Below are 18,595 nucleotides of genomic sequence, written 5' to 3'. Positions count from 1 at the left end.
ATAGTCGCCACGGCCAGGCGTCCGAATGCTGTTCCAAAGCCCGTGAACCGGCAGTTCGCCGGGTATTGTTAGCCTGCTGCAGACAGCGATTCTATAGGCACTTTTTCTTTTTCCCCGGTCCTTTTAAAGCCGGTGATTTCTTCAGCCAGTTTGTTCAGGTCGCCCGAGGCGCGGCTGATCAGCAGGAACTGGTCAATGATGGGCTTTAATTCATTCAGGGTGATCTTGGTTTCGGTATCCAGCAGCCCCTGCTGAATTTCGTGCCGGCGTTTTTCCAGCAGCTCTTTTACGGCTGTTTTCAGGGATTGGGTATCCATATGTGCTGCAGGCTGTGTTATGTCTTCATCTGAAAGCATGCCGGCGGTATTTTCCAGTTCGTGGATGGTATTTTCAATAATGGGCAGGAAATTATAGGAACGGTATTTGGCAGCAAACTGGCGGGAGTAATGGGCGAGGGTTGCAATATGGGAGTTGATGGTAAAGATCATTACTACAAACTGGTGAATGGTTTTAATATTCCGCTGCTTGCTTTTGGGCTCGCTGAGCATCCGGGAAAAGGTGCCGGAAAGGTTGGCCTGGGCCACAAAGGCTTCCTTGCGGCTGAGTTTGTAATCCGGCGCCGGTTCATTTTTTACGTAGGGACCAGAAACCGTTTCAAAATAGATCCTGGTTTTTTCGAGGGCGGCGGCCATATAGCTTTTGACCTGTTTTTTCTCCCAGGATGGGATGATATAGGTGGTCATGAAGGCAATAAGGGATCCGATAATGGTATCCAGCACCCGGTTTTCGATCACCACATGAAAATTGCGGCTGTCCAGCAAAAAGAACATAATCAGTACATAGGCGGTCATAAACGTAACGCTTACCAGGTAGCGGGTACGCATAAAGCTGTAGGTGGCAATCATTAACAGGATCATGGCCGTAAAACGGCCGGTGCCCGTCTGGATCAGGAACAGCAGCCCGATGCCGCCCATTGCACCAATGATGGTACCCAATACCCGCTGGTAGTTCCGCTGTTTGGTAACGCTGTAGGTGGGTTTTAAGATCACCAGGGTGGTGAGCAGGATCCAGTAGCTGTATTCGAGTTTTAAAAGATGGGCTGTAATATAGCCCAGGGTCATGGCCAGGCTTAAACGCAGTGCATGCCGGAAAGTATTGGATTGCAGGGAAAGATTTTCGCGAATCAGCTCGCTGTCGAGGTCTGTTTTTTCCAGGAAGGATTGATAGTTCTCCGATAACCGGTATTCCTTTACTTCCTTCCGGTCGTACCGGGTATAATGATGGAGAGTATAGATGCGCAGGATCATGTCTTCGATCGACTGCATGATTTTGCGCATATTGATCAGGGCTTCCAGGTTTTCCGCGTTGCGATGGGTAGCCACAAAGCGTTCAAAATGCTGCTTCAGGTTCCGGAGCCCGTCATTCAGGCTTTTAGATACCCTGGAGCGGCGTCCTTCCTGTACCGAAACACCAATTTCATACAATTCGTCTACCATTCCCAGGATCACTTTTTGAAAATGCGGCAGGATATTGGTACCATCAAACCGCTTGTGCATCGATTCATAGTTGTAAAAGGTGGCATTGGCCTTTTCGAAAAGGTCGACCGATTCTACAAAGATCACCAGCAACCCGCGTCCGGTGAGGGTGGTAGATTTTACGATATTGCGGCTTTTAAACAGCATTTCCCGTACCAGGATCTGTTTATCCTGTACCTTTTGTTGCTGCTGCATCAGGTTTTTATAGGTTTTGTCGTAGTTGACCCCTTCGTTATAGAAATGCGAACGGGTTTTGAGATAGTCGGCCACGGAAACGATGGAGTCGCCCAGGGCCTGCTGAATTACTTTATAGGGACGAACGCCGTGCAGGGCCAGGCTTAAACCAATATACCAGAGCCCTCCGCATAGAAGGTATACGCCATCCAATACCACATTCCATCCCGTAGCTTTGTGATAAAGGGTGAGCACCATAATCAGCAGTCCGGCAAAGCCGATGGCATTGGTACGGGCATTGTAAACACCCAGCATGCTTAGGGAGAAACTAAAAGACAGGATAACGATCGCTGTAATAAAAGGGTTTACATGGGCAAAGCCGGTAATAAGGTCTACCAGGAAGATCAGCGCCAGGGCGGCCAACATGCCATTGCGCCGCTCCCTGATGGGACCCGGAATATCTGCTGCGCTTACCGCCATGGCTCCCAGGGAGGCGATCAGCCCGATTTCGAGCATCCCGAAAAAGTTCAGGATCACCGAAGGCAGGGTAATACCCACAGTGATCCTGATGGCCTCATTGAAATAATAGCTGCTTACAAACTGCCGGTATTCTTTTATATAATCCATGCCCTACAAATTTACAAACAAGAAATAGTTTAAGGAAATACGGTAGCACGCAACACCCTTTTTATGCGGGTGCATTCGGCCTTGGAAAGTGTCTGTGATGATCCGGCGCGGGAAAAATAAGCGATTCCTCGTAAGGCCGCTCCCTTTATCCGCCGGCATTCCCGGAAGGCGATTCCCGCAGGACAACCGGAAAATGAAAAATTCGCCCCAAAAAAAGCCGGTTCCGTAACAATTGTCCATATCCAATGCCGCATCTGTGTTAATCTTGTATTATGAAATCGAGAAGTATATTCCAAAAAGTGGAAATCCTTATAGCCACCCTGGTGGCGGGCTTTGTTATATTCATGATAGCAACGGACCGAACCTTTCCCCATCAGCAGCAATTGTTTGAAGACAATAACGTTGGGTATAGTTTTTATACCAACTACCTGCAGCCGTATATTGCAATTGTGCTGATCAGTTACCTGGTCTTTTTGTTTCTCACCCAGTATGTAGAAACAAAAACCCGGGGATTTTTTAAGATCACGCTGCTGATCTGCACCTACCTGTTCCTGGCTGTAGCGTTTTCGGTTTGTTTTACCTATACGTTTGCCTGGAAGTATGGTTTGGATTATTATCCTACGCAAAGAGATGTTACGGCATCCTTTTTTTCGCAGGGTTTTGCAGTGGCCGCCCTCTGCTACCTGTTTTACCTGATCTATTATGGCTTAAAAGCCCTGATCTTTAGCCCCTTGCTGAAAAAGAAATTAAAGGAAAGCAATGGTACCCGCCTTCTTTTTATCGGGTTAAGCGTGCTGGCCTGGCTTATTATCCTCATTATGCTGGTAAGCAGTAATGCGGCACCTTTTGCCATAATCCTGTGGTCCGTAGTACTGCCTTATGCGCTGCTGGTATTATATATCCATATTTATGTGCTGATCCCCGGACTGCCGGTAAAAAAAGCGTGGACGGGGTATTATTTATCGCGCATTATTCCCATTACGCTCCTGATCAACTTTATTGCCACGGTATTTTGTAAGGCGGCTTCCAACGGTGGGGCTCCTTTTCTGGGCATCTATGTATTGCTGCTTCTGTGGACCGGGATCGCGGTGATTCCGCTGGCCTGGTGGATCTATAAAAACCAGAAGGAAAAACTGGGTTTAAAAACGGCCCTTGGATCTTCTGAAGCCAACCTGAGCTTTCTACGTTCGCAGATCAATCCGCATTTCCTGTTCAATGCGCTCAATACCCTTTACGGTACGGCGTTGCAGGAACACGCCGACCGTACCGGGGAGGGCATTCAGAAGCTGGGCGATATGATGCGGTTCATGCTGCATGAAAATGTACAGGACAAGATCCTGCTGGTACGCGAGGTGGAATACCTGAATAACTATATCGATCTGCAAAAACTGCGTACGGTTAACTCGCCGGATATCCTTATCCAGGTAAAGGTCGACGAACCCGCATCAGGACTCCAGATCAGTCCCATGCTGCTGATTCCCTTTGTGGAAAATGCCTTTAAGCATGGTATCAGTCTGAAGGAGCATTCGTATATCACCATCGCGTTGCATACGCAGGATAATATATTGTATTTTGATGTACAGAACAGCATTCATCTGAAGCAGGATGGTGATCCGGAAAAATTAAAAAGTGGTATTGGACTGCCCAATGTGCGGGAACGCCTGTTGCTGGAATATCCCGACCGGCATGAACTGGTGATCCGTCAAACGGCGAAAGACTTTTTTGTACACCTTACCATCCATTTATAATTATATGCGATTTTACATCAAATCGCCCCTGTTGCTGCTTTTCATCCTGGTTTCATTTTGCAGGGCATCCGGTTCAACCATACAAAATGTAAAGTTTGTGAGCCAGGGAGACACCCTCGCAGGAACAATCATAAAACCGGATCATCCCTTTGCGGCCGTTGTAATGGTACATGGATCTGGCCAGGAAAAGCGAATGATGGAATTTGCGGCAGTTCTGGCCAAAAATAATATCGCTGTTTTAACGTATGATAAACGGGGCGTGGGGGCATCCGGCGGCGTATATGCGGGGCCTGAAGTTGGAACCAATAACATCGATTCTGCAAACCTTTCCCTTTTGTCTTTGGATGCAAGCGCAGCTGTAAATACATTAGTGAAGCATTTGGCAACCGACCAGGTTCCTGTAGGTTTGATCGGGTTTAGCCAGGCCGGATGGATCATTCCCTTGGCTGCGCGTAAAAATCCCAATGTGCGTTTTATGGTTCTCTTTAGCGGGCCGGTGGTAACCGCCCGTGAACAGCTGAGGTTCCAGTTTTTTACACAGGGAGATGCAGATTTTTGGGATACGCACACAGAAGCCGAAGCGCGTAAACACATCATCGGTGATGCAGACCGGTATTCATTTGCAGATACGGATCCCCGTGATGCGCTTTCCAAATTATCGATACCCGGACTTTGGCTTTTTGGGGGCAAAGACATCCAGATCCCGACAGGATTATCAATAGAGCGTCTGAATAAACTTAAATCGAACAACAAACGCTATGCATATAAATTGTTTCCTGCATTGGGGCATAACACCGCTTTTTCGGATGTGCAGGAACCTGTTCAAACAGCCATCCGGTGGATGAAAGCACATTAAAATACTTTAAAGGCAACGCACCTGATAAAAGTTTAGAGCGCTGTAAAAAGTTTTGTATAATATCTTTTAGACCATGATAAAAACAATTCAAATAGGATGGCTGATGCTGCTGGTGCTGCCGGCACAGGCGCAGTTTCGCCTGAGCGGGCGGATAGAGGGACTAAAAGAGCCGGTGATAAAGGTACAGGTTCCTTTTGTATACGATTTTTTTGCGCAGGAGCTGACGGTGCCGGTGAAAGCGGACGGCCGGTTCGATTGCCGGTTCCCGTTGAACGAGGAAAAACTGGTACGGGTGGAGTATGGGCGCAAAGCTGTTCTGATCTATGCCCGGCCGGGTCAATCGCTGCAGATCGGTAACCGCAATGCCGGTGGCAATTTAATGCCAACCGGAGGATCCCTGCTGCAGGAAAACCAGGTTTTGTTTAATGCTGATGTAATGGAATATCCGGGTTTCTTAACAGCACCGCCGCCCCGGGACTCCGTGATAAAAGATTCCGTGCCTGTAATTAATGCCACCTACATACGGCCCTGGATGCAGCACATAGAAGAAAAGGCCGCGGCCATCGCAAAGACGAACATTGCTCCGCGATTAAAGCAATTGTTTATCCAGGAAGTTCGTTCAGCCGCTTACTGCCGGGCCAATGAGTTTGCACGGGAATGTATGAATATGACGCAACTGCGGGCTTTTTACCCGGTACTCTACGGGTCTGTATCTCCAAAATCTGAGGTGGTGCATCCGGGCCCGTTTTATTACTGGTTTGTGCATAATTATACCGGATACCTTGAATCGGAAGCTATGGGACATATGAAGGCAACGGGAAATAAAAACACGGAGCCATTGCGGTATTATAATATCAGCCTCGATAGCGGAACGGTACTGATCCGGAAAATAGGAAAAGCCTATATTAACTGGCTGGCGGTAAAAAACACCAATAGTGCGGCTACTGCCGAGGCCTACCTGGCGCAACAGGTGTTTACCGCTGCTGCAGAAAAAGATCTGAAATATGCCGGTGCCCTGCTGAATGTATTGAAGAAAACATACCCGGCCAGCGCTTATTATCCGTTGCTAAAAAATAATGTAAAGGAGCTGGAAGCATTGCTGGAACAAAACCGGAATAATGCAGCGATACAGATCTGGAAAAACTATGATACCCTATCTTCTATTTACCCGGTTATTGACTCCTTAAAAGGAAAAGTGGTATACCTGGATGTATGGGGTACCTGGTGTATACCCTGTAAACATGAGCTGAAGTTTACCCCGCAGTTAAAAGACTATTTCAAAAACAAGGCAGTGGCTTTTGTATATTTGGATATGGATGATGATGAACGGGATGCTGCCTGGAAGGAGTTTATAAAAGTAAATGGATTAACCGGAATCCATTTAAGAAAGAACCGGCAGCAAATGGCTGCTTTTTGGAAGGAGCTGCTGGCCAATGCAGCGGATAAGGATGAATATTATCCGCAATATTTTATTTTTGATAAGGAAGGAAAACTGGTAGTAGCAAAGGCCGAACGGCCGAGTAAAAAAGAGGTGGTTTATAAACAGGTTGAGTCAGTGTTGAATGAGGAATAGACTATCGGATAACGACAAATAAGATGGAATGCGCATGTGATTTAATTATGCGTATATTTACAGTATGAAAGTAAGATTTAATACAACCATTGACGCGCAGCTTTTAGAAGCGGTAAAGATCGTTGCCATAAAGCAGCAGGTGAGTGTGTCTCAATTGATTGAAGATTATTTTAAAACCATTATCCGCCACAAACCGGCAAAAAAGAAAAACCTGCTGGATATGGTGGATCGATTGGTACCCAATGAAGCAGTAATAAGACAAAGTATGAAGAAAAAAGCATTTTATGAAGACCAACAGGAAAAGTATGGTTTCTAAGGTTTTTTTGGATGCCAATATTCTGCTGGATTTTACATTGAAACGGGCAAATTTTGATGTGGCCAGAAAATTGTTTGAATATATTGTAAACGGGAAATTTAGTGCTTTCATTACACCAGCCATCCTGCACATAGCGGCATATTGGCTTGCAAAAGCATACGGCGGTGAAAAAGCCAGGACCATTTTACAGGAATTATTGGTTGATATAAGAGTTATTGACGCCCCGCATGAAATTGCATTGATGGCGTTGAATTCAAAATTTGGGGATATCGAAGATGCATTACAATATTATACGGCCTTGCATCATGATATGAATGCTTTTGTAAGCGGAGATGCGGGACTGAAAAAATCCGCGATCAGCAGCCTGCCGGTTTATACACTAAAAGAGTTTATTTACCTGTTAGAAAATCAATAAAAAAGAGGGAGGTATAAAGGTCTTGATGACTTACAAAACTCCGGTGCTATTTTAACTATTAATAAACATTGCCCGTGAATGCAATTGCAATAGACGACGAACCCATGGCATTGGAGGTGATCAAAAACCTGGCCGTTAAAGTACCTTTTATAAAACTGGAAGGCAGCTTTACCAATGCGTTTGAGGCGATTGACTACCTGCAGAAAAATAAGATCGACCTCATTTTCCTGGATATTAAGATGCCGGATATCAGCGGGATTGAACTGTCTAAAAGCCTGGCCAATCCGCCGATGATCATTTTTACAACGGCGTATACCGAACATGCGGTGGAAGGTTTTGAAGTAAACGCAGTGGATTACCTGCTAAAGCCCTTTTCCCTGGCCCGGTTTATAAAGGCCTGTACCAAGGCCCAGGAGCTCTTCTCGCTTAAGAACAATAAAAGCCAGGAAATTGATGCGGTGTTTTTAAAGGATGGCTATGAACAGGTGCGGGTAATGCTGAATGATATCCTTTACATAGAAGCGGCGGGCAATTACCTGAACGTGGTATTGAAGCAAAAGAAGATCATGAGTCGCATTACGATCAATGAAATCATGTTGCTGCTGCCTGCCGAAAAATTTACGCGGATCCATCGCAGCTATATTGTGGCCAGGGATAAGGTGACGAAATTTAATAAACAGGCGGTATTTATCGATTTGCTGGAGTTTCCCATTGGTAATAGCTATGCGTTTGGAGGCTGAGATGCTTTTGAGAAGACCGTTTTGTAGTACAGATACCTTTATTTTGTACCATTATTAACAATGGGCATTATGGTAAAATACTACCCGGTTTCCTATGTGCTGAGCAAAATAACAATACGCGTTGTTCTTATACCCCTTTTGTTATTTTGCGCCGGGTCAGGGTGCGTTATTTATTTTGCTGATAAAAATAACGCGTCTCCTTTTATATGGATCTCCGGTTTGATACTTACCTGGATCCTCCCTTTCATTGTAGGGTCTTATTTGTATAACAAATGGCGTATATGGGCATACGGGCAGGTGGACGATCTGTTTGAGCTGATCCGCAGGGCCGATTCTGGCTTTGGATCTAAGCTTCGGGTGGTGCCGGGGAAATGGGCAGTGATCTCCGCAGAGGACCGGGAGAAGATCAATAGAATCCTTAGTGAGCGGGTACGCCATAACCGGGTAGTGGTTGATACGGAAGATGATGTTACGGTTCCGGAAGAAACGATTGTACAGGGATCGAAGAAACATTATCTGGGACTTTTTGCTTTCGGGATCCTGGTAATTCCATTTTTTGCCTATATCCGTTATGAGAAGGCTGGCCGGTTTGTTATTGATGGCGCAGCATGGTTTTCAGTTGCCGTATTTGTGCCGGTGGCTTTATACGGGCTGTTTAAATTTTTTAGTCCTACAGTAAAGTTTACGTTTTCGACGATGGGGTTTTGGATGCCGAAAAAAGGTTTTTTCCCCTGGAATACTATCGATAAGATCTATATTGAATATGATGATTTACTAAAAGATGTACACTCGAATCAACACCGGAAAGAATACCTTGTAGTAAGTCTGGCTGCAATTCCCGGGACCTCCGGGGAAGCATCCATTAATATTCTCCTGAAAGATAACAACCTCTCTCCGGCCGAAACGGAACGGCGTATAAAGGTTTGCCTGGCGCGGTATAACAAAAATGCTATAACCAAACTGACGTTTGGAAAAAAGACTGTTTAATGCTTTGCATGATAATACAACGTACTGCTGTTTTCCTCCCTGAAGATCTTTTGCGCGGTTTCCCGGATGGCCTGTGTGGTAACCGCACTATACCGGTCCAGCTCTGTATTCATCATGCCGGCATCGCCCAGCAGCTCATAAAAAGCAAGGCTGTTCGCGCGGTTCAGCAGGCTCATATCTTCAAAAGCCATCATGCTTTCGGTTTTGTTCTTTACCTTCTGTAATTCTGTTTCCTGGATGGGCTCCTCCTTTATCTGGCGGAGGATGGCTTCTACGGCAGCCTCTGCTTCTTTCATGTCGGCACCTTTTACCAGCTTGCCTTCGATGCAGATAATGCCCGGGTCGATACTGCCCATATGATAACACTGGATGTTTACAAAAAGCTGCTGTTCTTTTACCAGTTTTTCAAAGAGGCGGGATGATTCTCCTCCACCCAGGATATCGGTCAGCAGGTCTGCTACATAATATTCCGGGCTCAGGCGGTCGCCGATATGCCAGCATTTATAAAAGGCATCCAGCGGAACATCGGCCGTAACCGTTTCTTTCCTGGCTGCTGTTTGAGGTTGTTCAACCGGCACCTCCCGTTTTTTTGGGGCGCCTGCCGGTATATCGCCAAACCATTCTTCCGCCAGGGCTTTTACGCTTTCCGTGGTAATATTGCCGGCAATCACCATTATTGCATTGTTGGGGCGGTAATGTTTAAAAAAGAAGTTTTTTACGTCTTCCAGGCGGGCATTTTCAATATGGGATAATTCCTTACCGATGGTCATCCAGCGGTAGGGATGGTTTTTATAAACGAGCTCGCGCAGCTTGAACCAGGCATCACCATAGGGCTTGTCCAGGTAGTGCTCTTTAAATTCTTCACACACAACTTTGCGCTGCACTTCCAGGCTTTTTTCGCTGAATGCAAGGGAGAGCATGCGATCGCTTTCCAGCCAGAAGGCCGTTTCTATATTTTCTTTGGGGATCTGTATGTAATAATTGGTAAGATCATTCGTAGTGTAAGCGTTGTTCTCGCCCCCGGCCAGTTGCAGGGGTTCGTCGTACTCGGGGATATTTACCGATCCGCCAAACATCAGGTGCTCAAACAAGTGGGCAAATCCCGTTTGCTCCGGTACTTCATCCCGCGCGCCCACATCATATAAAATATTCATGACCACTGTTGGGGTTGCTGTATCCTGGTGCACAATCACGCGCAGTCCGTTTGCTAAAGTAAATCTGTCAAACCGTATCATTTGGCGAAAGTAAGATGAATTCCGTTTCCGGGAATAAAGAAAGCGAAGTATTCAAAATCCCGACATTGCCCGGCATGACGAAAAGAAAATGATTTCAAAATAATGGAGCATCTGTTATTGCCGGTGCAACAGGCTATAAGCGCTTCAAAAGAAAAGCCGCCTCCTTTGGAGAGACGGCTGTATTCAGGGTTTACATATAATTATTTTTTCAATAATCTTATGGAAGTTCTGCGGTCAGCTGCACGGGCTTCATCCGGGGCATTTTCATCTACCGTGGCCAGCTTTTCGCCATAACCTTCAGCTTCCGGAACCTGGGCGCCCACACCAGCAGCTTTTAAAGCTGCCTGAACGGCCTTGGCCCGGCCATCGGAAAGTTTCAGGTTTGCAGCATCGTCTCCTTTTTTATCGGTATAGCCGCCCACTTTGATCTTTACATCGGGGAAGGCTTTTAAGATAGCCGCAATATTGTCTAACTGGCGCCTCGATGAATCGGTAAGTTTTGTGGTACCAAATTCAAAGTTGAGATCATCAAAGTTGAACCATTTTTCTTTTAAGGTACTGTCAGTGGCATTTTTGTATGCATCCGACTGGATAAATTGTACCAGCTGGTCTTCAATACCACCGGGGTATGCCTGTAGTTTTACACCATTGGGTAAGGTGACTTCTGAAAGCGTTTTTACAGCAGGGGCCGGAGGTGCTTGAGGTGTTGTTGTAAGGGTATCTGCAGGTGCAACGGCTGTAGTATCGGCGCCCGTGGCTGTGGTGGTGGTTTTATTACAGCCCTTTCCAAGAAAATACCAGAGCGCCAGTGCTACAACGGCGAGCAGCAGCAGTGGCAACAGCCATTTGGCGCCACCGCCGGCATTTTGAGCGGTTTCATTTGCATAGTTATAAACGGGTGCAGCTCCTTCCTGAACATTGGAAACGGTTTGCTGTACTCCATCCCTGATGGAATTTAATCCCAGCGCCGTACCCAGGGTACCCAGTCCGGAGGGAAGTGCACTGAGAATATTGCTTTTCTGAGCGCCCATGAAACTGGAAAATGTGCTTGCATTCAGGTTATTGTCTGCTGCATGTTTTCCAAGCAGTCCCAGCACCAGGGGCACAATCATACTGATCAGCGATCCGGAAGAAGATGATTTGATGCCTGCAAAATTTGCGATGCTATCAATAATAGAATTCGTTTTGTCACCCAATAAGCCTTTAAAAAGACTGGTGCCTTTGGATAAAAGATCGGCATTGCCCAAAAGTGCATCGGTATTATTTAATATACCGCTGTTAGAAACCCCTTTGGCCGCATCGAGCACTTCAGCAGCTCCCTGCTCACTGGAGGAGGCTTTGGAAGCAAATAACCCCAGTACCGCAGGGATGATGCCGGAAACCGCGTTGGAAACATTTCCTTCGCCTTCGTTCAGAAACGATCCGGCCTTTGCAATCAAATCCTGTGGAACGTAGTTCTTCACAAGATCTACAATGTTGATTGACATAGTTTGAGTTTTTAGTTTGATTAAAAGACAGCGCCTTTGGTTTGCGCTATCCAATTCTATCTAAAAATATGCCATTTTTACAGAAGCACTCTATCCCGGCGTTTTGAGCGGAAATAGCATGTATGGAAAATGGCTATTTCTCCGTCTGCTCATAGAGCGCAGAAAAAGAGAAACCGTTATCTTTCAAGTATTAAAAATGTGCAATAATGCAAAAACGCTTCTTTTGGATCCCGGCAATTGTTTTGCTGATGGCATTGACTCCGAAGCCCGTTAACCGGTTAACCGGCATATGGGAATTGCAGATGGATGGGGCATCGACCGGTTTACTGAAGTTGTACAATACCGACGGCACCTCCACTAATATTGGTTTGGGCGATGACGGATTTGGCATTTCTATGGAAGGAACATATACGTTGCAATCGGAAAACAGTTACCTCGAAAAAACGGTTCGTTCATCTTTCCGCGAACAGGTAGGCGCAGAGAAACTGGTTCAGTTCAGGCTTGTGGGAGATAGCTTGCTGCATCTATCCTATAAAGTTTCCGGTGAAACCTTTACAGAGGAATATAAAAAGCTAAAGCTGATCAGCGGGCAGTAAACGGATGAATTCATAATGTGGCAGAACAACCGCTCCGGTTTTGAGGTTCCTTTTACGATTGCGGTTTAGAACAGTTCTGTCCCTGTTTTGTGTTTTTCGATCCTGCTATCCCGGGTTTTGCAGCAGAATGGCTGCGTAGCGTTGGGGATAAATTGAACAAATTAAAAGCCTGCAAGAAGCAGGCTTTTAAAAAGAAAGTGTATTTATACCACCAGGTTCACCATCTTGTTTTTTACATAAATGATCTTTTTCGGTGGTTTTCCGTCGAGCCATTTCTGTACGGTTTCGTTCGCCAGCACCAGTTGCTCTACTTCCTGCTGCGAGGCGTCCAGTGAAAGGATCATGGTGGTACGCATCTTCCCGTTAACGGAAATAGGATACTCTTTTTCAGATTCCTTTGTATACTTTTCTTCATATACCGGGAAGGGAGCGTCCAGCACGCTGGAGCTGTTGCCCAGTGCATGCCACAGTTCTTCTGCAATATGTGGGGCATAGGAAGAAAGCATAACCAATACAGGGTCCAGTACCTGCTTTTTATGACATTTCAGATCGTTGAGTTCATTTACAAGGATCATGAAAGCACTCACGCCGGTATTAAAGCTAAACCGTTCATTATCGTCCTCAATTTTTTTGATGCTTTTGTGCAGCACTTTCAGTTCGGCTGCGGTGGGCGTGTCGTTTGTCCAGATGTTGGTAAAGCTGCCATCCGTATTTTCCTTATAAAACAGGCGCCATAATTTTTTCAGGAAACGGTGCACACCTTCGATGCCCTTGGTGTCCCAGGGTTTGCTCATTTCCACGGGCCCCAGGAACATTTCGTACATGCGGAAGGTATCGGCGCCGTATTTGTTTACCAGGTCGTCCGGGTTTACGGTATTGAACTTGGTTTTGGACATTTTTTCGGTTTCCGTTCCACAGAGGTATTTCCCGTTTTCCAGTATAAAAGCAGCATCTGCAAATTCGCTGTTCTTCCACTTTTTAAAGGCTTCGAGATCCAGTTCCACTCCATCCACAAAATTTACATCCACATGGATCTTATCCAGCACCTGACCATTATAGGTATCATCAGCGGCAATCAGGCCCTGCGAAACAAATTCATTGGTACCATTAATCCGGTATACAAAGCGGCTGCTTCCCTGGATCATACCCTGGTTCACCAGCCGTTTAAATGGTTCGTCAAAACCGATATACCCCAGGTCATACAGGGCCTTTGTCCACATGCGGCTATAGAGCAGGTGCCCCACGGCATGCTCTGTACCACCGATATAAAGATCTACCTGGTTCCAGTAGTCTGTAGCGTGGCGGCCGGCAAATTCCTGGTTGTTTTTAGGATCCATATAACGGAGGAAGTACCAGCTGGATCCGGCATAACCGGGCATGGTATTGGTTTCCAGTTCCCGGGCTACCCATTCAGGAATATTAGCGAGGGGGCCTTCTCCTTCGGGTCCGGGTTTATAGCTGTCTACGGCTGGCAGTTCCAGCGGCAGTTCTGCCGCATCCATTGGGTAGGCCGTGCCGTTTTTCCATTGAATGGGGAACGGCTCGCCCCAGTAACGCTGGCGGCTAAAGGCGGCATCCCGCATTTTATAATTCACCTTCCGGGTTCCGATGCCTTTTTCTTCTATGGCCTTAATCACCCGTTCCATGGCTTCCCGCATGGGCACACCGTTCAGGAAGCCGGAATTTTCCAGCACTGCATCCTTGGTGGCGTTGGCGTCTTCGCCATTAAAATGACTGCCGATGATATTGGTGATGGGGATATTAAAATGTTTGGCAAATTTAAAGTCGCGCTCATCGCCACAAGGCACCGCCATAATAGCGCCTGTTCCATATCCCGCCAGCACGTATTCACTGATCCAGATGGGAATTTCGCGGCCATCGAAGGGGTTAATGGCATAGGCACCGGTAAATACACCGGAGATCTTTTTTTCCGCCATACGTTCCCGCTCACTCCTGCTTTTTACATAGGCGATATAAGTATCTACAGCCGCAGCCTGCTCCGGTGTTTTGATCTGGTCTACCAGGTCCAGTTCCGGGGCAATGACCATAAAGTCCACTCCAAAAATGGTATCGGGGCGGGTAGTGTAAACAGTAAGAGAAGCTTCTTTCAAAGATTGACCTGCTACATATTCTGAAGGATGCTCCTTCCCCTGCGGGGAAGGCTGGGATGGGGCCTGAATGCTGAATGTTATTTCTGCCCCGCTGGATTTCCCGATCCAGTTGCTCTGCATTTCTTTCATTGCTTCACTGAAATCCACGCGCTGCAGGCCTTCCAGCAAACGGTCAGCGTATTCCGTAATGCGCAGATACCACTGGCGCAGTTTCTTTTTTACCACCGGGTAGCCTCCGCGCTCGCTTACACCGTTTACTACTTCGTCGTTTGCCAGCACGGTGCCCAGCGCCTCGCACCAGTTCACTTCACCATAGCCGCAATAAGCCAGGCGGTAATCCATCAGGATATCCAGCTTTTGGGCTTCAGTATAAGATTTCCATTCATCGGCCGTAAAGCTGAATGCGGAAGGCTTAACACCGGGGGCTGCTGAGCCATGCTGCTCAAATAAAGCAACCAGGTTACGGATGGGCACTGCTTTTTGCTGCTGCCGGTCAAAATAGCTTTCAAACAACTGCAGGAAGATCCACTGCGTCCATTTATAATACTGCGGATCGCTGGTGCGTACTTCCCGGCTCCAGTCGAAACAAAAGCCAATATTGTCCAGCTGTTTCCGGAAGGTGGTAATATTTTTTTCGGTTGAAGCGGCCGGATGAATGCCATTTTCGATCGCATATTGTTCCGCCGGAAGGCCAAAAGCATCGTAACCCATGGGGTGCAGTACATTAAATCCCTTCAGGCGTTTATAGCGGGCATAGATATCACTGGCAATATATCCCAGGGGATGTCCTACATGCAGCCCTGCACCACTGGGGTAAGGAAACATGTCCAGCACATAATATTTGGGTTTCTTACTTTCATTCGAAACGGTGTAGGTGCCGTTTTCTTCCCAGAAGCGTTGCCACTTTTTCTCTATTTCATTAAAGTTATACTCCATAATTTCATATTGATCCGGTCCTTCCTTTACATGTGAAAAGGATGTTATTACTTCATTTTCAACAAAAAAAACAGGAAACCGTACTTGGGGGGCAAATTTAAGCATTGTATTTGCAAAAAGGCAGGTCTGGTGGGTATTTTGAGCGCAAAAGCCGCAGATTCGCAGATTGGGTTTACGGGTTGCGGCATCCAGGTAGGTTATGGAAGCCGCGGGCAAATGGCCGCTACTGGCCGTTTTTGTAAAAAATGATTAAATGAAGGGGCTTTTTGCTTCCCGGAATTCGGGCATTGCATATAATATATTATATTGCAACCCTAAAATTGTCAGCATATGGCTACTTCTACAAATGGTGCCCCTTCAATGTTTTCAAAGTCCAATTATACCTGGATGCTGATTGGAGCAGTTGTGATTGCGCTGGGCATGTTTTTAATGTCGGGCGGAAAAAGCGCCAATCCGGCGGTGTTTAACCGGGATGAGGTCTACAGCGCTACCCGTATTACCGTTGCGCCGATCATTATCTTTATCGGGTTGATCATTGAAGTGTATGCGATTTTTAAAAAATCAGCTCCCGAAAAAAAGTAAAAAAACTTCGATAAGAAATTTAAAGGCGACTACTTTTGTGTCGCCTTATTTTTTTAAAGATACTTTATGAGCATTATTCAGGCTATTATCATTGCAATTGTAGAAGGTATAACGGAATACCTCCCCATTTCCTCCACCGGGCACATGATTATTACCAGCTCTTTTATGGGCATTGAAAAAGAGGAGTTTACCAAACTGTTTGAAGTGGCCATTCAGCTGGGTGCCATCCTTGCGGTGGTGGTATTGTACTGGCGCCGGTTTTTTCCTTCAAAAGCCCAGGGTGGTATTAACTGGACGTTTTATTTTAAACTGATTGTTGGAGTTATCCCGGCACTGGTGCTGGGTTATTTGTTTGCTGATAAAATTGATGAACTACTGGAAAGCCCCACGGTGGTGGCTACTACACTGCTGATCGGCGGATTTGTGTTGTTGTTTATCGACAAACTCTTTAACCATCCAACGGTTAAAACGGTAGACCAGATCTCTTATCCAAAGGCCTTTATTACCGGGCTTTGGCAGGTAATAGCGATGATTCCCGGTGTAAGCCGGAGCGCAGCCTCTATTATCGGTGGTATGCAACAGAAAATGACCCGTAATATTGCAGCGGAATTTTCCTTCTTCCTGGCGGTACCTACCATGGCTGCCGCAACCCTGTACTCACTTTTCCTGAAAAAATGGAACCAGGGTGGTGTTACGCAAAAAGGCTATGAATTGATCCTGGCCTCAAAAGAAAATACCATTGCGTTTATAGTGGGCAATGTGGTAGCCTTTGTAGTAGCCATCCTGGCCATTAAATTCTTTATCGATTTTCTGAAAAAATACGGATTCAAAGCCTTCGGCTGGTACCGGATCGTTGCCGGTGCGGTGCTGTTGATATTGATTTATAAAGGCGTGATTGCATAAGTAAATAGGCAATGGTCAATGGTGAATGGACGCATTGTGAAGGAAAATTGACTATCTTAATGGTTAAATGCTAATCATATGTTCTTAAAATTAAATCACCAGGATCTTGAGGTCTACAAAAGTGCAAAGGGACTTCTCATTGAATGTTACAAATTCTCAAAAACGTTACCCGACTACGAAAAATTTGGGATGGCTTCGCAAATAAGAAGGGCTGCATTATCTAATGTATTAAATATTGCAGAAGGCGCATCCAGAAAGTCGGAACTTGAAAGGAAACGTTACTATGAAATAGCCAGGGGATCGGTAATTGAAATAGATGCCGCCTTTGATGCCGCTGCGGCGCTTGAATATCTAAATAATTACCCGATCGAGAATCTGGGAGAAAAACTTCAAAGTTCTTTCAAACTACTTACCGGTTTGATCAATTCAAAGTAGCTTTGCACTTTCACTATTGACCATTCACAATTCACATCATGTATACATACGAATCCAGCAGATCATTATTCGAACGCGCACAAAAGAGCATCCCCGGTGGTGTTAATTCACCCGTGCGGGCCTTTAAAAGTGTAGGAGGTACGCCCGTGTTTTTTGAAAGAGCAAAGGGCGCGTATCTGTATGATGTACAAGGGCAGCGCTATATTGATTATATCGCTTCCTGGGGGCCCATGATCCTGGGACACGGATACGAGCCGGTAGTAAAAGCCATTCAGCAACAGGTGGAAAAAGCCACCTCCTTTGGTGCTCCTACGGAGATCGAAATAGAAATGGCGGAGCTTATCAAATCGATGGTGCCTAATGTAGACCTGATCCGTATGGTAAACAGCGGTACCGAAGCCTGCATGAGTGCGCTCCGGGTAGCCCGTGGCTATACCGGGCGGAATAAATTTATAAAGTTTGAGGGCTGTTACCACGGGCATGCAGATCCCTTCCTGGTAAAAGCGGGCAGTGGTGTTGCTACTTTTAATATACAAACCGTTCCGGGAATCACTGCCGGCGCGGCCAATGATACATTAACCTGTGCCTATAACGACCTGGCGGGGGTAGAACAACTGGTTCAGGCACATAAAGATGAAATTGCGGCCATTATTGTAGAGCCGGTGGCTGGGAATATGGGATGTATCATTCCGGAACCTGGTTTTCTTGAGGGACTGCGCCGCATTTGTGATGAAGAGCAGATCGTACTGATCTTTGACGAAGTAATGAACGGCTTCCGCCTGGCACTGGGTGGTGCGCAGGAGCGCCTGGGTATTGATGCAGACCTGGTAACCTATGGTAAAGTGATCGGGGCGGGGATGCCGGTTGGCGCCTTTGGAGGTAAACAGCATATTATGGAAGTGGTGGCTCCGCTGGGAGGTGTGTACCAGGCCGGTACGCTCAGTGGCAACCCGGTAGCAATGACGGCGGGTATTACCCTGCTGCGTGCACTGAAGGAAACTCCGGAATTGCTGATGGAACTGGACGACAAAACCACCTACCTGAAAGACGGGCTGGATGCGGTTTTGAAAGCCTGGGGCCAGCCCTATGTGATCAACCAGTTTGGCAGTATGATCAGTGTTCATTTTTCCGGTCAGCCGGTGGTGAATTTTGCTACAGCAGCGGCTTCGGACCTTACACGATTTAACCGGTTTTTTCATGCCTTGTTAAAACGGGGTATTTACCTGCCTCCGTCTGCCTTTGAAAGCTGGTTTTTAAACAATGCGCTTACAAAGGATGATTTGGATCAGACCATTCAGGCTGTAAAAGAAAGCCTGGAAGAGATCGGCTGATCAATTGC

At 46.5% G+C, this 18,595-nt stretch carries 16 protein-coding genes; 12 read left to right on the top strand and 4 right to left on the bottom strand.

The features are described from left to right. Nucleotides 1–68: 68 nt before the first annotated feature. The gene (locus Q1V85_RS16960; protein ID WP_300601705.1) at nt 69–2,336 is read right to left on the bottom strand and encodes an FUSC family membrane protein; all 2,268 of its coding nucleotides are present in this window, start codon (nt 2,334–2,336) and stop codon (nt 69–71) included. A gap of 272 nt (nt 2,337–2,608) precedes the next feature. Between Q1V85_RS16960 and Q1V85_RS16955 the strand changes: the two genes are divergently transcribed. The 7 genes from Q1V85_RS16955 (at nt 2,609) to Q1V85_RS16925 (ending at nt 8,971) form a co-directional block, all read left to right on the top strand. Further along, entirely contained in the window at nt 2,609–4,084 is a 1,476-nt protein-coding gene (locus tag Q1V85_RS16955) for a histidine kinase (RefSeq protein ID WP_300601703.1), read from the top strand. A gap of 4 nt (nt 4,085–4,088) precedes the next feature. Continuing rightward, a complete protein-coding gene (locus Q1V85_RS16950; RefSeq protein ID WP_300601702.1) occupies nt 4,089–4,940 on the top strand; it encodes an alpha/beta fold hydrolase in 852 nt (283 codons plus the stop codon). A 73-nt stretch (nt 4,941–5,013) separates the two neighbouring features. Beyond that, entirely contained in the window at nt 5,014–6,513 is a 1,500-nt protein-coding gene (locus Q1V85_RS16945) for a TlpA disulfide reductase family protein (protein WP_300601701.1), read from the top strand. A gap of 64 nt (nt 6,514–6,577) precedes the next feature. Further along, nucleotides 6,578–6,829, top strand: coding sequence for a DUF6364 family protein (locus tag Q1V85_RS16940; protein WP_300601700.1), 252 nt, complete (start codon nt 6,578–6,580; stop codon nt 6,827–6,829). Beyond that, entirely contained in the window at nt 6,798–7,244 is a 447-nt protein-coding gene (locus tag Q1V85_RS16935) for a PIN domain-containing protein (RefSeq protein ID WP_300601699.1), read from the top strand. Before Q1V85_RS16940 ends, Q1V85_RS16935 begins: the two co-directional genes overlap by 32 nt. 74 nt (nt 7,245–7,318) lie before the next feature. Then, entirely contained in the window at nt 7,319–7,984 is a 666-nt protein-coding gene (locus Q1V85_RS16930; RefSeq protein WP_300601698.1) for a LytTR family DNA-binding domain-containing protein, read from the top strand. Between the two features lie 69 nt (nt 7,985–8,053). Next, nucleotides 8,054–8,971, top strand: coding sequence for a hypothetical protein (locus Q1V85_RS16925; protein WP_300601697.1), 918 nt, complete (start codon nt 8,054–8,056; stop codon nt 8,969–8,971). Here Q1V85_RS16925 and Q1V85_RS16920 read toward each other — a convergent pair. Both Q1V85_RS16920 and Q1V85_RS16915 read right to left on the bottom strand, forming a co-directional pair. Beyond that, nucleotides 8,968–10,206: a pitrilysin family protein gene (locus Q1V85_RS16920; protein ID WP_300601696.1), complete on the bottom strand. Its 1,239-nt coding sequence runs from the start codon at nt 10,204–10,206 to the stop codon at nt 8,968–8,970. The genes Q1V85_RS16925 and Q1V85_RS16920 overlap by 4 nt on opposite strands. 200 nt (nt 10,207–10,406) lie before the next feature. Further along, complete coding sequence (locus Q1V85_RS16915; RefSeq protein WP_300601695.1) at nt 10,407–11,693, bottom strand: OmpA family protein; 1,287 nt, start codon at nt 11,691–11,693, stop codon at nt 10,407–10,409. A 206-nt stretch (nt 11,694–11,899) separates the two neighbouring features. Here Q1V85_RS16915 and Q1V85_RS16910 point away from each other — a divergent pair, with 206 nt between their 5' ends. After that, complete coding sequence (locus Q1V85_RS16910) at nt 11,900–12,289, top strand: DUF4488 domain-containing protein (protein ID WP_300601694.1); 390 nt, start codon at nt 11,900–11,902, stop codon at nt 12,287–12,289. 203 nt (nt 12,290–12,492) lie between these two features. On the opposite strand, the gene leuS is transcribed toward Q1V85_RS16910, so the two are convergent. Beyond that, nucleotides 12,493–15,336: a leucine--tRNA ligase gene (gene leuS / locus Q1V85_RS16905; RefSeq protein WP_300601693.1), complete on the bottom strand. Its 2,844-nt coding sequence runs from the start codon at nt 15,334–15,336 to the stop codon at nt 12,493–12,495. A gap of 330 nt (nt 15,337–15,666) precedes the next feature. Here leuS and Q1V85_RS16900 point away from each other — a divergent pair, with 330 nt between their 5' ends. The 4 genes from Q1V85_RS16900 to hemL all read left to right on the top strand — a co-directional run bounded on the left by Q1V85_RS16900 (nt 15,667) and on the right by hemL (nt 18,587). Beyond that, nucleotides 15,667–15,918 carry a DUF3098 domain-containing protein gene (locus Q1V85_RS16900; protein WP_300601692.1) on the top strand — a complete coding sequence of 84 codons (252 nt, stop codon included), beginning with the start codon at nt 15,667–15,669 and terminating at the stop codon, nt 15,916–15,918. Nucleotides 15,919–15,984: 66 nt separating this feature from the next. After that, a complete protein-coding gene (locus Q1V85_RS16895) occupies nt 15,985–16,821 on the top strand; it encodes an undecaprenyl-diphosphate phosphatase (RefSeq protein ID WP_300601691.1) in 837 nt (278 codons plus the stop codon). 78 nt (nt 16,822–16,899) lie between these two features. Next, on the top strand, nt 16,900–17,256 hold the full coding sequence (locus tag Q1V85_RS16890; RefSeq protein WP_300601689.1) for a four helix bundle protein: 357 nt from the start codon (nt 16,900–16,902) through the stop codon (nt 17,254–17,256). Nucleotides 17,257–17,294: 38 nt separating this feature from the next. Then, a complete protein-coding gene (gene hemL / locus Q1V85_RS16885; protein WP_300601688.1) occupies nt 17,295–18,587 on the top strand; it encodes a glutamate-1-semialdehyde 2,1-aminomutase in 1,293 nt (430 codons plus the stop codon). Nucleotides 18,588–18,595: the final 8 nt, after the last annotated feature.

This window comes from Niabella sp. (assembly GCF_030150205.1).
Lineage (GTDB): Bacteria > Bacteroidota > Bacteroidia > Chitinophagales > Chitinophagaceae > Niabella.
This window is presented reverse-complemented; position numbering and strand designations above follow the sequence as displayed.

Excerpts from the sequence above, each read along its gene's own strand:
- Q1V85_RS16960 (WP_300601705.1), bottom strand. The coding sequence starts at position 2,336 with ATGGATTATATAAAAGAATACCGGCAGTTTGTAAGCAGCTATTATTTC.
- Q1V85_RS16955 (WP_300601703.1), top strand. The coding sequence starts at position 2,609 with ATGAAATCGAGAAGTATATTCCAAAAAGTGGAAATCCTTATAGCCACC.
- Q1V85_RS16950 (WP_300601702.1), top strand. The coding sequence starts at position 4,089 with ATGCGATTTTACATCAAATCGCCCCTGTTGCTGCTTTTCATCCTGGTT.
- Q1V85_RS16945 (WP_300601701.1), top strand. The coding sequence starts at position 5,014 with ATGATAAAAACAATTCAAATAGGATGGCTGATGCTGCTGGTGCTGCCG.
- Q1V85_RS16940 (WP_300601700.1), top strand. The coding sequence starts at position 6,578 with ATGAAAGTAAGATTTAATACAACCATTGACGCGCAGCTTTTAGAAGCG.
- Q1V85_RS16935 (WP_300601699.1), top strand. The coding sequence starts at position 6,798 with ATGAAGACCAACAGGAAAAGTATGGTTTCTAAGGTTTTTTTGGATGCC.
- Q1V85_RS16925 (WP_300601697.1), top strand. The coding sequence starts at position 8,054 with ATGGTAAAATACTACCCGGTTTCCTATGTGCTGAGCAAAATAACAATA.
- Q1V85_RS16920 (WP_300601696.1), bottom strand. The coding sequence starts at position 10,206 with ATGATACGGTTTGACAGATTTACTTTAGCAAACGGACTGCGCGTGATT.
- Q1V85_RS16915 (WP_300601695.1), bottom strand. The coding sequence starts at position 11,693 with ATGTCAATCAACATTGTAGATCTTGTGAAGAACTACGTTCCACAGGAT.
- Q1V85_RS16910 (WP_300601694.1), top strand. The coding sequence starts at position 11,900 with ATGCAAAAACGCTTCTTTTGGATCCCGGCAATTGTTTTGCTGATGGCA.
- leuS (WP_300601693.1), bottom strand. The coding sequence starts at position 15,336 with ATGGAGTATAACTTTAATGAAATAGAGAAAAAGTGGCAACGCTTCTGG.
- Q1V85_RS16900 (WP_300601692.1), top strand. The coding sequence starts at position 15,667 with ATGGCTACTTCTACAAATGGTGCCCCTTCAATGTTTTCAAAGTCCAAT.
- Q1V85_RS16895 (WP_300601691.1), top strand. The coding sequence starts at position 15,985 with ATGAGCATTATTCAGGCTATTATCATTGCAATTGTAGAAGGTATAACG.
- Q1V85_RS16890 (WP_300601689.1), top strand. The coding sequence starts at position 16,900 with ATGTTCTTAAAATTAAATCACCAGGATCTTGAGGTCTACAAAAGTGCA.
- hemL (WP_300601688.1), top strand. The coding sequence starts at position 17,295 with ATGTATACATACGAATCCAGCAGATCATTATTCGAACGCGCACAAAAG.